The 12,459-nt window shown below is 66.6% G+C and carries 12 protein-coding genes; 4 read left to right on the plus strand and 8 right to left on the minus strand.

Annotation, left to right across the window (positions count from 1 at the left end; translation table 11 throughout):
- Nucleotides 1-112: 112 nt before the first annotated feature.
- A complete protein-coding gene (locus PRtIB026_RS04625) occupies nt 113-1,309 on the minus strand; it encodes a class I SAM-dependent rRNA methyltransferase (RefSeq protein ID WP_203648578.1) in 1,197 nt (398 codons plus the stop codon).
- 234 nt (nt 1,310-1,543) lie between these two features.
- Between PRtIB026_RS04625 and PRtIB026_RS04630 the strand changes: the two genes are divergently transcribed.
- Both PRtIB026_RS04630 and mutM read left to right on the plus strand, forming a co-directional pair.
- Nucleotides 1,544-2,362, plus strand: a complete 819-nt coding sequence (locus PRtIB026_RS04630) for an HDOD domain-containing protein (RefSeq protein ID WP_203652721.1) — start codon at nt 1,544-1,546, stop codon at nt 2,360-2,362.
- A gap of 3 nt (nt 2,363-2,365) precedes the next feature.
- Nucleotides 2,366-3,178 (plus strand): bifunctional DNA-formamidopyrimidine glycosylase/DNA-(apurinic or apyrimidinic site) lyase, encoded by an 813-nt coding sequence (gene mutM, locus PRtIB026_RS04635; RefSeq protein ID WP_203648576.1) that lies wholly within the window; start codon nt 2,366-2,368, stop codon nt 3,176-3,178.
- Between the two features lie 168 nt (nt 3,179-3,346).
- On the opposite strand, the gene ggt is transcribed toward mutM, so the two are convergent.
- The 6 genes from ggt to PRtIB026_RS04665 form a co-directional block, all read right to left on the minus strand.
- Nucleotides 3,347-5,029, minus strand: coding sequence for a gamma-glutamyltransferase (gene ggt, locus PRtIB026_RS04640; protein WP_267813633.1), 1,683 nt, complete (start codon nt 5,027-5,029; stop codon nt 3,347-3,349).
- Nucleotides 5,029-5,280, minus strand: a complete 252-nt coding sequence (locus tag PRtIB026_RS04645) for a YfhL family 4Fe-4S dicluster ferredoxin (protein WP_203648574.1) — start codon at nt 5,278-5,280, stop codon at nt 5,029-5,031. Before PRtIB026_RS04645 ends, ggt begins: the two co-directional genes overlap by 1 nt.
- A 109-nt stretch (nt 5,281-5,389) precedes the next feature.
- Nucleotides 5,390-5,869: a pantetheine-phosphate adenylyltransferase gene (gene coaD, locus PRtIB026_RS04650; protein ID WP_028689146.1), complete on the minus strand. Its 480-nt coding sequence runs from the start codon at nt 5,867-5,869 to the stop codon at nt 5,390-5,392.
- A 111-nt stretch (nt 5,870-5,980) separates the two neighbouring features.
- Nucleotides 5,981-7,579, minus strand: coding sequence for a GMC family oxidoreductase (locus tag PRtIB026_RS04655; protein ID WP_203648566.1), 1,599 nt, complete (start codon nt 7,577-7,579; stop codon nt 5,981-5,983).
- Nucleotides 7,580-7,714: 135 nt separating this feature from the next.
- Entirely contained in the window at nt 7,715-8,200 is a 486-nt protein-coding gene (locus PRtIB026_RS04660) for a twin-arginine translocation pathway signal protein (RefSeq protein WP_203648564.1), read from the minus strand.
- Nucleotides 8,201-8,213: 13 nt separating this feature from the next.
- A complete protein-coding gene (locus PRtIB026_RS04665; protein WP_203648562.1) occupies nt 8,214-9,644 on the minus strand; it encodes a coniferyl aldehyde dehydrogenase in 1,431 nt (476 codons plus the stop codon).
- Nucleotides 9,645-9,790: 146 nt separating this feature from the next.
- Here PRtIB026_RS04665 and PRtIB026_RS04670 point away from each other — a divergent pair, with 146 nt between their 5' ends.
- On the plus strand, nt 9,791-10,456 hold the full coding sequence (locus tag PRtIB026_RS04670; protein WP_050707373.1) for a TetR/AcrR family transcriptional regulator: 666 nt from the start codon (nt 9,791-9,793) through the stop codon (nt 10,454-10,456).
- A gap of 35 nt (nt 10,457-10,491) precedes the next feature.
- On the plus strand, nt 10,492-11,346 hold the full coding sequence (locus PRtIB026_RS04675) for a sulfurtransferase (RefSeq protein WP_203648560.1): 855 nt from the start codon (nt 10,492-10,494) through the stop codon (nt 11,344-11,346).
- A gap of 104 nt (nt 11,347-11,450) precedes the next feature.
- Here the strand turns inward: PRtIB026_RS04675 and PRtIB026_RS04680 are convergent, their stop codons facing one another.
- Nucleotides 11,451-12,443 carry a hydrolase gene (locus PRtIB026_RS04680; RefSeq protein WP_203648558.1) on the minus strand — a complete coding sequence of 331 codons (993 nt, stop codon included), beginning with the start codon at nt 12,441-12,443 and terminating at the stop codon, nt 11,451-11,453.
- Between the last annotated feature and the right edge of the window lie 16 nt (nt 12,444-12,459).

The following is a 12,459-nucleotide window of genomic DNA, read 5'->3' on the forward strand; positions in this document are numbered from 1 at the left end:
CGGCCGGTCCGACGCCTCGGCAAGGCCGCTCCTATAGTGACCGCGTAATCAACCACTGTAGGAGCGGCCTTGTGCCGCGAAAGGCTGCGCAGCAGCCTCAAACAAACGTTGCTTAGCTGTTGGGCAGCAACCGGCAGGTGATGCTCTTGATGTAGCGGGTCTCGGCGATCGCCGGGTGCACCGGGTGGTCCGGTCCCTGGCCACCGCGCTCGAGCAGTTGCAGGTTGCGGTCCAGGTGGCGGGCGCTGGTCAGCAGGATGTTGTTCAGGTCGTCCTCGGGCAGGTGCATCGAGCACGAGGCGCTGACCAGGATGCCGTCCTTGTTCAGCATGCGCATGGCCTGTTCATTGAGGCGGCGGTAGGCGGCCTCGCCGTTCTTCAGGTCTTTCTTGCGCTTGATGAAGGCGGGCGGGTCGGCAATGATCACGTCGAAACGCTCTTCGGCGGCCTTCAGCTCGCGCAGCGCTTCGAACACGTCACCTTCGATGCAGGTCAGCTTCTCGCTGATGCCGTTCAGCGCGGCGTTGCGCTCGACACCGTCGAGGGCGAAGCCGGAGGCATCCACGCAGAACACTTCGCTGGCGCCGAATGCGCCGGCCTGCACGCCCCAGCCACCGATGTAGCTGAACAGGTCCAGCACGCGCTTGCCCTTGACGTAGGGGGCCAGGCGGGCGCGGTTCATGCGGTGGTCGTAGAACCAGCCGGTCTTCTGGCCTTCGCGCACCGGGGCCTCGAACTTCACGCCGTTTTCTTCCAGCGCGACCCAGTCTGGTACTTCGCCGTAGACGGTCTCGACATAGCGGCCGAGGCCTTCGGCGTCGCGGGCGGCGGAATCGTTCTTGAACAGGATGCCGCTTGGTTTCAGGACCTGGACCAGGGCGGCGATGACGTCGTCCTTGTGCGCGTCCATGGTGGCCGAGGCCAGTTGCACCACGAGGATGTCGAAGAAGCGGTCGACCACCAGGCCCGGGAGCAGGTCGGAGTCGCCGTAGACCAGGCGGTAGCACGGCTTGTCGAACAGACGCTCGCGCAGCGACAGGGCGACGTTCAGGCGGTGCACCAGCAGCGATTTGTCCAGCGGCAGCTTGATGTCGCGCGACAGCAGGCGGGCGCAGATCAGGTTGTTCGGGCTCATCGCCACCACACCCAGGGGCTTGCCGTTGGCGGCTTCGAGGATGGCCTGCTGGCCCGCATTCAGGCCTTGCAGCGGGGTCGCGGCGACGTCGACTTCATTGCTGTAGACCCACAGATGGCCGGCGCGCAGGCGGCGGTCGGCATTGGCTTTGAGGCGAAGGCTGGGCAGGGACATGACGTCGCTCCGGGAAAAAAGAGCGGGAGTATACCGTGTTGGCCAAGGCTTCGCTGTGGGGCGCGACCAAACGTTGGCATCATCGCGGGGCTAAAGAAATTCTTGGATCCAACGATCCACTGATAGTTACCCTGCCGGCGTACAGGGTTAGAATCCCCCGTCCCCAGCGAGAATGCACGAATGTCCCAGGAACTTACCGCCGAACAGATCCAGCAAGCCCTGCAGGGCATCACCATCCCGCCGCAGCCGCAGATCATGGTCGACCTGCAGTTCGAGCAGTACATGCCCGACCCGGACCTCGAGACCATCGCCAAGCTGATCAGCCAGGATCCGGGCTTGTCTGGCGCCCTGCTGAAACTGGTCAATTCGGCGCAGTTCGGCCTGGCGAACAAGATCGGCTCGATCCAGCGCGCGGTGAACCTGCTGGGCAGCCGCTCGATCATCAACCTGATCAACGCCCAGTCGATCAGGGGCGAGATGAGCGACGAGACCATCGTCACCCTCAACCCGTTCTGGGACACCGCCCAGGACGTGGCCATGACCTGCCTGACCCTGGCCAAGCGCACCGGTATCCAGGCGGTGGACGAGGCCTACACCCTGGGCCTGTTCCACGACTGCGGCGTGCCGCTGATGCACAAGCGCTTCCCCAACTACATGGAAGTGCTGGAAGAGTCCTACGCCAAGGCCAATGACGAGATTCGCGTGGTGGACACCGAGAACCGCGTGTTCAACACCAACCACTCGGTGGTCGGCTATTTCACCGCCAAGTCCTGGCGCCTGCCGGAGCACATCAGCGCCGCCATCGCCAACCACCACAACGCCCTGGCGGTGTTCCGTGACGAGTCCTCGCGCAATACCCAGACCCAGCTGAAGAACCTGCTGGCGGTGCTGAAGATGTCCGAGCACATCTGTGCGTCCTACCGCGTGCTGGGCAACCAGACCGTGGACCACGAGTGGGAGATGGTCGGACCGCTGGTGCTGGAATACATCGGCCTGACCGAATACGACTTCGAGCAGCTCAAGCAGGACATCCGCGAATCGGGCGGGCACTGAGCCATGCCGGAACTGCCAGAGGTCGAGACGACGCGGCGCGGCATCGCGCCCCATCTGGAAGGCCAACGGGTCAGCCGCGTGGTGGTGCGCGACCGGCGCCTGCGCTGGCCGATCCCGGAAGACCTCGACGTGCGTCTGTCGGGGCAGCGCATCGTCAGCGTCGAGCGCCGCGCCAAGTACCTGCTGATCAACGCCGAGGTCGGCACCTTGATCAGCCACTTGGGCATGTCGGGCAACCTGCGCCTGGTCGAACTGGGCTTGCCAGCGGCCAAGCACGAACATGTGGATATCGAGCTCGAGTCGGGGTTGATGCTGCGTTACACCGACCCGCGCCGCTTCGGGGCCATGCTCTGGAGCCTCGACCCGCTCAACCACGAATTGCTGATACGGCTGGGGCCGGAGCCGCTGACCGACCTGTTCGACGGCGAGCGGCTGTTCCAGCTGTCGCGGGGTCGGTCGATGGCGGTCAAGCCGTTCATCATGGACAACGCGGTGGTGGTGGGGGTGGGTAACATCTACGCGACCGAAGCGCTGTTCGCCGCCGGGATCGACCCGCGCCGCGAGGCGGGCGGGATCTCCCGGGCGCGCTACCTGAAGCTGGCGATCGAGATCAAGCGGGTGCTGGCGGCGGCCATCGAGCAGGGTGGGACCACCTTGCGCGATTTCATCGGTGGCGATGGCCAGCCGGGGTATTTCCAGCAGGAACTGTACGTTTATGGGCGCGGGGGCCAGCCGTGCAAGCTGTGTGGCACCGAGCTGCGCGAAGTGAAGCTGGGACAGCGGGCGAGCGTGTTCTGCCCGAAATGCCAGCGTTAAGTGACATGCGAGCCCTGTGGGAGCGGGTTTACCCGCGAAGAAGGTGGCGCGGAGGATGGCACCGGCTTCGCCGGTGTTCGCGGGTGAACCCGCTCCCACAGGATTTTTGCTGCCTCAAGGGGTAGCAGGGGATCTGTAGGAGCGGGCTTGCCCAGCGATAGGGCCGGATCAGTCGACTACCGCCGCCTGCCCTACACCCCTGGGGTCACTGGCTGCCTCCACGGTCCCGGCAGCCTTGTCCCAATACAGCACCTGCTGGTTGCCATAGTTACGCCCCACATCCTTCAACCTATACCCGCGCGCCTGCAGCTCAGCTTTTTGTGCGGCGCTGAACGTCCCCGGCTCATGCTCCACCACATCCGGTAGGTACTGATGGTGATAGCGCGGCGTCGCCGGCCACTCGGCCACCGGCCGCCCTTCGAGGAACCCCATCACCGACAGCAGCACCATGCTCGGAATCCGGCTGCCGCCGGGCGTGCCGAAGCTGGCGAACTGGCTTGGGCTTTCGATGAAGGTCGGGCTCATGCTCGACAAGGGCCGCTTGCCCGCCGCCACTGCGTTGGCCTGGCTGCCGGCCAGTCCATAGCTGTTGCTGCCGGTGGGATCGGCGGCAAAGTCGTCCATCTCGTTGTTCAGCACCACGCCGGTGCCGGGCACGCTGAACGCCGCGCCGAACGGCAGGTTGACCGAGAGCGTGGCGGAAACCGCATTACCGTCGGCGTCGATCACCGTGAAGTGGGTGGTGTGGTCGCCCTCGCGCCAGGCCGGTGAGGGGGGCAGGGCGCTGCTGGGGGTGGCTTGGTGCACGTCGATGCTGTCGGCCAGGCCGGTCAGGTACTGGCGCCCCAGCAGGCGGTTGATGGGGTTCGCCACGTAGTCCGGGTCGCCCAGCAGCCCGCGGTCGCGGTAGGCCCGGCGCAGTACTTCGATCACATAATGGCTGCGCTGCACCGGTTCGGCGCTCTGCCAGGGCAGGCGCTGGAGCATGGCCAGGCTCTGGGCCAGGGCCACGCCACCAGCCGAGGGCGGCGGGCTGCTGATCAGCTCGCGCTGGTCGGCCAGTGGATAACGCAGTGGCTCGCGCCAGGCGGTACGGTAGCCGGCGAGGTCATCGAGGGTCCAGACACCGCCGGCCTGGCGCACGCCTTCGACCAGGCGGTGGGCCGTCGGGCCACGGTAGAAGCCGTCGCGCCCATGCTCGGCCATGGCCTGCAGGGTGGCGGCCAGTTCCGGCTGGCGAATCACCGTGCCGAGTACCGGTACGTCGTTGTTGGCGAGGAACAGTCGGGCGCTTTCGGCATTGTCGCGCAGGGCACTCAGGCGCATGGTGGCGCGGTCACGGTAGATGCGGTCGACGGCAAAGCCCTGGTTGGCCAGGCGAATGGCCGGGGCCAGGCTGTCCTTGAGCGGCAGCCTGCCGTGGGTCGCGGCCAGGTCGGCCAGCGCCTGGGGCAGGCCCGGGATCGCCGCGGCCAGTGGGCCATTGACCGACAGGCCCGGCTGTACCTTGCCGTCCTTTAGATACATGTCGGCCCGGGCGGCGGCCGGGGCGCGCTCGCGGGCGTCGAGGAAGGCATAGCGTGGGCTGTCGGCGCTCTCGCGCAGAAGGAAGAACCCGCCACCGCCAAGGCCGGAGCCGTAGGGCTCGACAACGGCCAGCGTGGCGCCGATGGCCACGGCGGCATCGAAGGCGTTGCCGCCCTGCTGCAGGATCTGCCTTGCCGCCGCGGTGGCTTCACCGTGCGGGCTGGCGATCGCCGCCTGGCCTGGCCCGGCGGCCAGGGCGCCATGGGCCAGTAGCGCCAGGAGGGCGCCGAGGGCTGCGTGGCGGAGCGCGGCGACGAACGGCATCAGGCCTTGCCGGTGATCCGGCGGTACTTGGCCATCAGCTCGTCTTCGGTTTCCAGGTGGGCTTCATCCAGGGGGATGCAGTCCACCGGGCAGACCTGCTGGCACTGGGGCTCGTCGTAGTGGCCGACGCACTGGGTGCACAGGTTCGGGTCGATCACGTAGATCTCCTCGCCTTGCGAGATGGCGGCGTTCGGGCACTCGGGTTCGCAGACGTCGCAGTTGATGCAATCGTCGGTGATGATCAGGGACATGGAGACTCCGGCCGGGGCGTTGGGCCCGGGCATGTTTCAAAGCGATGGGCACAATTGTGCCGGATTCGCGCCCGCAGTGCACGCGGGCGCGACATCGTGACCGCGCGGCTTACTTGCGAAAGCGCTCAGTCAGCGCATCGGCCACGGCGGGGTGGACGAACTTGCTGATATCACCGCCCAACGCGGCGATTTCCCGGACCAACGTCGAGGAAATGAACGAATAGCGCTCGGATGGCGTAAGGAACAGGCTCTCGACGTCCGGCGCCAGTTGGCGGTTCATGTTGGCCAGCTGGAACTCGTATTCGAAGTCGGACACCGCGCGCAGGCCGCGCAGGAACACATTGGCGTTCTGTTCCTTGGCAAAATGCGCCAGTAGCGAGGAGAAGCCGATGACCTCGACATTGGGCAGGTGCTTGGTGACCTCGCGGGCCAGCGCTACCCGCTGTTCCAGGGGGAACAGGGGGTTTTTCTTGGGGCTGGCCGCCACGGCGATGATCACGTGGTCGAACAGGCGCGAAGCGCGCTCGACGAGGTCGCCATGGCCTTTGGTAATGGGGTCGAAAGTACCCGGGTACAACACTCGGTTCATCGCGTCATCCTGGCTGGAGTGCGTTGGGGAGTCGGATGGTAGCGCAGCGATTGAGCTCGGCCAAGTCGCGTGGCTGGTCGATGGCACTATAGACAGCATGGCTATTGGCTGTCATGCGCCGGATGCCAGGCGGCCGACCAGCGCCTCGCTGAGCAGGGCGGTCAGGGCATAGACCGACAGCTGCGGGTTGGCGCCGATGCTGGTGGGGAACAGCGAACCGTCGTGGATCGACAGGTTTTCCAGCTGGTGATGCCGGCCCAGGCTGTCGCACACTGCCTGCCGAGGATCCTCGCCCAGGGCGCAGCCGCCCATGACGTGGGCGCTGCCCAGGCGCATGCGGTGGAGTTCCAGGGGCAGGCTGTCGATCAACGCCTTGGCCTGTTCCGGGTTATCGACATACCGGGCATCGCCATGCACCGGCAGCACCCGGCGAGCACCGGCGGCGAACTGGATCTGCGCCATGCTGTGCCAGGCCCGGCGCAGCCCGTCGCGCAGGTAGTCGGTGACCGGGTAGTCGAGCACCGGCGACCCATCGCTACGCAATTCCACCTGGCCGCCGGGGCTGTCCGGGTGAAAACCGTCGCGCAGCAGCGCCAGCATCACATGGGTATGGGGCAGCTCGGCCATGCGCAGGGCATTGTCCTGGCCATGGCCGCCGAGCAGGGTGCTGGCCAGGGCCGGGTGCAGCGGCGGGACTTCGAGCTTGTAGCCGACCGGACCGGTGACGCCGTCCTGCCACTGGAACTGGTCGCTGTAGATCGACTGCGGCGCGCCGTAGTACGGGTCGATCTTCGCTTCGAACTGCGCGGCGCTGAAATTGACCAGGTGCAGGAAGGTGCGCTTGCCCAGGCGCTGGTGAGGGTCGGGTGCGTTGGAGCGCAGTAGCAGGGCCGGGCTGTTGATGCCGCCGCCGGCCAGTACGTAATGACGGGCGCGCACCCGAACCTGGCGGCCCGTGGGCTGGATCCCCTGGGCGTCCAGGGCCTGGCATTGCAGGTGGTCGATGCGTTGGCCGTCGTGGCTGAAGCGTTCGGCGCGGGCCAGGTAGAGCAGTTCGCCGCCTTGCTCGAGGGTGGCCGGAATGCTGGTGACCAGCATCGACTGCTTGGCGTTGACCGGGCAGCCCATGCCGCAGTAGCCCAGGTTCCAGCAGCCACGCACGTTGCGCGGGATCACCGCCCAGCGCAGGCCGAGCGCCTCGCAGCCGCGTCGCAACACGTCGTTGTTGGCATTGGGCGGCATCATCCAGGGGCTGATGCCCAGGTGCTGCTCCATGCGTTCGAACCAGGGCTTCAGGCTGTCGCTGTCCAAGCCCTTGACGCCATGTTCGCGGGCCCAGTGCTCCAGGGTCTGTGGCGGTGTGCGGAAACTCGAGGTCCAGTTGACCAGGGTGGTGCCGCCCACCGCCCGGCCCTGCAGGATGGTGATGGCGCCGTCCTTGCTCAGGCGGCCCAGGCCTTCCTGGTAGAGGTCGGCATAGGCTTCGTGTTCCAGCAGGTGGAAGTCGCTGCTGGTCTTCAGCGGGCCTTCTTCGATCAGCAGCACCTTCAGCCCGGCCGCGCTCAGCCGTTCGGCGGTAGTGGCGCCGCCCGCACCGCTGCCGATCACGGCGACGTCGGCTTCGAGGCTCAGGTCCTGCGCTAGGCGCGAGCCATCGTGGGTGATCCAGCCTCGAGCGAGGCCTTGGCGAAAGGGGTCGGGGACGGGCATTGGCTTCCCTTTTTATTTTGCGAGTCGGCGGTTCGTGGGAGCGGGCTTGCCCCGCGAAGCAGGCAGCGTTGTGCCTGGCACCGGCTTTGCCGGTGTTCGCGGGGCAAGCCCGCTCCTACAGGAGTATGTGACAGGTCAGACCTTCGGCGGCCCTGGATAGCCGCAGGCTGCCCAGGCCTCGGGGCGTTCGTACCAGGCCATGAGCAGCAGTTGCAGCAGCGAGGCATGGCCCTGGCGCAGCAGGTTCAGCGAACTGTCACGCCAGCGTTCGAGAAAGCGGTCCAGCTCTGTATCCGTGGCGCCGGCCCAGCCGCCCCAGATGCCGGTCAGCGGCCCTCGGGTCAGCGGCAGGGTGAGCACGTCGAACAGTTGCCGGGTCAGCTTGAGCATGGCGGGCGACAGCGCCGCCAGCTTGTGGTCGAGGCTGTGCAGCACCAATTCGGTGGAAGCCAGGGTACCCGCCAGCACGACGGGTATCAGGGCCTGCAGCAGCGGCAGGTCGTCATCACGCAGGACCTGATAACCGGGCGAGGCCGCCTGCGGCGTACAGCCGACCAGGCTGGTTGCACCCAGGAACAGGCTGGCGCCGAAGCTGAACCTGAGCAGGTCGCGACGATGCATGAGGCGCCTGCGCTCAGCGGATGAACAGCTTGTAGACCAAGCGCTGCAAGGCTTTGCCATAGGGCGGGTAGATCGTCTTGGCGGCATTGATGCGCTGCTTGGCCAGCACGGCCTTGGCCTTGCTGAAGGTCAGGAAACCCTCGTGGCCATGGTAGTGGCCCATGCCGGACGGGCCGACGCCGCCGAACGGCAGGTCGTCCTGGGCCACATGCAGCAGGGTGTCGTTGAGGCAGACGCCGCCTGAGTGGGTGTCGCGCAGTACCCGTGCCTGCTCACCTTTGTCATAGCCGAAATAGTAGAGCGCCAGGGGCCGGGGGCGCTGGTTGATGTAGGCCAGGGCGTCGTCCAGGCGGTCGTAGGGCACCAGCGGCAGCAAAGGGCCGAAGATCTCGTCCTGCATCACCTGCATGCCGTCGTGCACCTGCAGCAGCAGGTGTGGCGGCAGATGGCGGCCCTGGCGGGGCTCGTCGGGGTAGAGGTCGAGCACCTGGGCGCCTTGCTCAAGGGCATCGTCGAGCAGGCGATTGAGGCGACCGAGCTGCCGCTCGTTGATGATCGCGCTGTAGTCGGGGTTGTCGGTCAGGCGCGGATAGAAGCGATGCACGGCGCGCCGGTAAGCCTCGGCGAAGGCGTCCAGGCGTTCGCGGGGCACCAGCACGTAGTCGGGGGCGACGCAGGTCTGCCCGGCATTGAGGGTCTTGCCGAAGGCGATGCGTTCGGCGGCGGTGTCCAGCGGCACATCGGCCGAGACGATGGCCGGCGACTTGCCGCCCAGCTCCAGGGTCACCGGGGTGAGGTTCTGCGCGGCGGCCAGCATCACATGGCGGCCGACGCTGGTGGCACCGGTGAACAGCAGGTGGTCGAAAGGCAGGCGGGCGAAGGCCTGGCCGACCTCCACCTCGCCCAGTACTACACTGACCAGATCGCTGGGGAACACACGCCCGAGCAGGTCCTTGATGGCCTGCCCACTGGCGGGCGTGGACTCGCTGAGCTTGAGCATCACCCGGTTGCCGGCGGCCAGGGCGCCGGTCAGCGGGCCGATGGCGAGGAACAGCGGGTAGTTCCACGGCACGATGATCCCCACCACCCCCAGTGGCTGGTACTCGATCCGCGCGCTGGCGGGCTGGAAGGCCAGGCCGACCTTGCGCCGCGAGGCGCGCATCCAGCGCCCCAGCTGTTTTTCCGCGTCGCGCAGGCCGAGGACCGACGGCATCAGCTCGGCGATCAGGGTCTCGTCGCGGCTGCGGCCGCTGAAGTCGGCGTCGATGGTCGCGATCAGCGTCTCCTGCTCGGCCAGCAGCGCCTCACGCAGGCTTTTCAGCCACTGCCGGCGTTGCGCGGCCGGGGGCATCGGGTTGTCGGCGAAGGCCCGACGCAGGGCGTCGAACGTCGCTTGCAGGTCGAGGTCGGATTGCACAGGGGGGAGGACGGCAGGCGAGGTCATGGCGGCTCCGGGGGGTGACAAGTGAATAGAGCATATACTCTAATCGGTACGATGGTGCACTCTTTTTCACCTGGCCGGCGGTGCACCCGACCTACGGGAAGCCGTAAGATGGGTCCGATCAATCAAGCTGGAGACTGGAGCTGAGCATGGCCCCGCGCATGAAGACCCGAGAGCGCATCGTGCAGAGCAGCCTGGAGCTGTTCAACCAGCAGGGCGAGCGTTGCGTCAGCACCAACCACATTGCCGCGCACATGGAAATCTCGCCCGGCAACCTGTACTACCACTTCCCCAACAAGCAGGCGATCATCGCCGTGCTGTTCAACCAGTACGAAGAACTGGTCGACAGCTTCCTGCGCCCGCCCCAGGGCCGCATCGCCACCGTCGAGGACAAGCGCTTCTACCTCAAGGCGCTGCTGGCGGCGATGTGGAACTACCGTTTCCTGCACCGTGACCTGGAGCACCTGCTCGACAGCGACCCGGAGCTGGCCGCCCGTTACCGGCGTTTCTCGCGGCGCTGCCTGCTGCAGGGGCAGGCGATCTACCGGGGCTTTGTCGAGGCTGGCATCCTGAGCATGGACGGCCCGCAGATCGAGTCGCTGACCATCAACGCGTGGATCGTGCTGACCTCCTGGGTGCGTTTTCTCAGCACCACCCGCGAGCATTGCGCGCACCTGGGTGAAGAAGCGTTCATGCGCGGCGTCTATCAGGTGGTGGTGCTGGAACTGGGGTATGTCACCCCAGGCTCGCGTGCCGCGGTGCAGGCGTTGTGCGATGAGTTCCACGTTCCTTTCAACCAGGCCCTGGAGCAGTGAACCGGGGTCTTCGAGCCATTCATCAGGAGATTGTCATGCCCCTTGCGCAACTGATCACCCCGCAACAGCTGGCCGAATGCCTGGACGCGCCCGGCCTGGTGATCCTCGATTGCCGCTTTGCCCTGGAGGACGTCGACTACGGCCAACGCAGCTATGCCGAGGGGCATATCGCCGGGGCGCATTTCGCCGACCTTGAGCGTGACCTGAGCGGGCCGGTGGTCAAGGGCCGCACGGGGCGTCACCCGCTGCCCGATCCGCAGCGGCTGGTGGAGCGCCTGCGCGAGTGGGGCGTAGACAACGACAGCCAGGTAGTGCTCTACGACGATGGTCCCGGTGCCTTCGCCGCCCGGGCCTGGTGGCTGCTGGCCTGGCTGGGCAAGCGCGATGCGGTGTTCATTCTCGACGGCGGCCTGAAGGCCTGGCATGCCGCCCACCTGCCGTTGAGCCTGGACCCGCCCGTGCGTCGCGAGGGGACGTTCAGCGGCGAGCCGGACATGAAGCTGCAGATCGACGCCACACACCTGGTCAAGCGCCTGGACGATCCGGCGCTGACCCTTATCGATGCCCGCGGGCTGCCGCGTTTCCGTGGCGAGGTGGAACCGATCGACCCGGTGGCCGGGCACATCCCGGGCGCCAAATGTGCGGCGTTCACCGACAATCTTGGAGCCGACGGGCGCTTCCTGCCGACCGACAAGCTGAAGCAGCGTTTTGCCGAAAAGCTGGCCGGTCGTTCGCCGGAGGATCTGGTGGCCTATTGCGGCTCTGGCGTGACGGCCTGCCACAACCTGTTTGCCCTGGCGCTGGCGGGGTATCCGCTGGGGCGGCTGTATGCCGGGTCGTGGAGTGAATGGATCAACGATCCGCAGCGTGGCGTGGCGACTGGCGAGTAATTCGTAACGTGGGAGCGGGCTTGCCCCGCGATGGGCCGGTGATGCCATCGCGGGGCAAGCCCGCTCCCACGAAGTCCTCTCTCAGCCCTGCTCCTGGATGAGGGCTAGCGCCCGTCCATCAGCCATTGCGGAATACGCCGTTCCAGGTAGTACCCCGGATTGCGCAGGCTGCCCTCGACGAATCCCACATGGCCACCGCGCTTGTGCAGTTCGAACTGCGTCAGGGGCGCCAGTTCATTCGCAGCCGGCAGGCTATGACCGAATACGAACGGATCATCGCTGGCATGGATGATCAGTGTCGGCGTACGGTTCTCTCCCAGGTAATAGCGGCTGGATGCCCGGCGGTAGTAGTCGTGGGCATCGCTGAAGCCATTGAGTGGCGCGGTCACCTTGCCATCGAAGTCCCAGAAGGTGCGCAGGTCATGCAATGGCCCCAGGCGGTCGAGGGTCGCCAGTCCTTCATGGTGGCCCTTGTCGCGAAAGTGCCGTTGCTTGTCCTGCACATACGCCAGCATCGCGCGCATGAAATGCGCCTGGTAGATCTTCGAGAAGCCCAGGCCGATGCGGTCGGCGCACTGGTCCAGGCGAAACGGCACCGAAACCGCCACCGCCGCTTCCAGCTGGCTGGCCGAGCCGCTTTCCCCCAGGTATTTGAGCAGCACATTGCCGCCCAGCGAGTAGCCCACGGCATACAACGGTGCCAGTGGCCGCTGCGCCCGCAGGTGACGGATGATCTCGGCCAGGTCTTCGCTGGCCCCGGAGTGGTAGCTGCGCGCCAGCAGGTTGGGCTCGCCCGAGCAGCCGCGCCAGTTCACCGCGACGCTGGCCCAGCCACGCCCCTGCAAGGCCAGTTGCAGGCCTTTGACGTAGGGCGAGTTGGACGAGCCGGTGAGGCCGTGGAGCACCAGCACCAACGGCGCGTCGGGTTGGTGTGGCCCGTGCCAGTCGAGGTCGAGGAAGTCGCCGTCGGCCAGCCACAGGCGCTCGCGGTTGCGCGGCAGGTCCGGGAGCTTGCGCCACAGAGGCCCCCACAGTGTCTGCAGGTGGGGGTTGGACAGGCCGGTGGCCGGGCGGAAGGTGGCGGTGAGGCTGGGCATGCTGGGCGACTCGTGG

The sequence above is a fragment of the Pseudomonas sp. RtIB026 genome, from assembly GCF_016861355.2.
Taxonomy (GTDB): Bacteria; Pseudomonadota; Gammaproteobacteria; order Pseudomonadales; family Pseudomonadaceae; genus Aquipseudomonas; species Aquipseudomonas peradeniyensis.

Bases quoted from the DNA above. Each gene is read 5' to 3' on its own strand.
- PRtIB026_RS04660 (WP_203648564.1), bottom strand. From the start codon at position 8,200: ATGCATCGTCGCGACCTGCTCAGGTTCAGCTTCGGCGCCAGCCTGTTC.
- mutM (WP_203648576.1), top strand. From the start codon at position 2,366: ATGCCGGAACTGCCAGAGGTCGAGACGACGCGGCGCGGCATCGCGCCC.
- coaD (WP_028689146.1), bottom strand. From the start codon at position 5,869: ATGAACCGAGTGTTGTACCCGGGTACTTTCGACCCCATTACCAAAGGC.
- PRtIB026_RS04645 (WP_203648574.1), bottom strand. From the start codon at position 5,280: ATGTCCCTGATCATCACCGACGATTGCATCAACTGCGACGTCTGCGAA.
- PRtIB026_RS04670 (WP_050707373.1), top strand. From the start codon at position 9,791: ATGGCCCCGCGCATGAAGACCCGAGAGCGCATCGTGCAGAGCAGCCTG.
- ggt (WP_267813633.1), bottom strand. From the start codon at position 5,029: ATGCCGTTCGTCGCCGCGCTCCGCCACGCAGCCCTCGGCGCCCTCCTG.
- PRtIB026_RS04680 (WP_203648558.1), bottom strand. From the start codon at position 12,443: ATGCCCAGCCTCACCGCCACCTTCCGCCCGGCCACCGGCCTGTCCAAC.
- PRtIB026_RS04625 (WP_203648578.1), bottom strand. From the start codon at position 1,309: ATGTCCCTGCCCAGCCTTCGCCTCAAAGCCAATGCCGACCGCCGCCTG.
- PRtIB026_RS04655 (WP_203648566.1), bottom strand. From the start codon at position 7,579: ATGCCCGTCCCCGACCCCTTTCGCCAAGGCCTCGCTCGAGGCTGGATC.
- PRtIB026_RS04665 (WP_203648562.1), bottom strand. From the start codon at position 9,644: ATGACCTCGCCTGCCGTCCTCCCCCCTGTGCAATCCGACCTCGACCTG.
- PRtIB026_RS04675 (WP_203648560.1), top strand. From the start codon at position 10,492: ATGCCCCTTGCGCAACTGATCACCCCGCAACAGCTGGCCGAATGCCTG.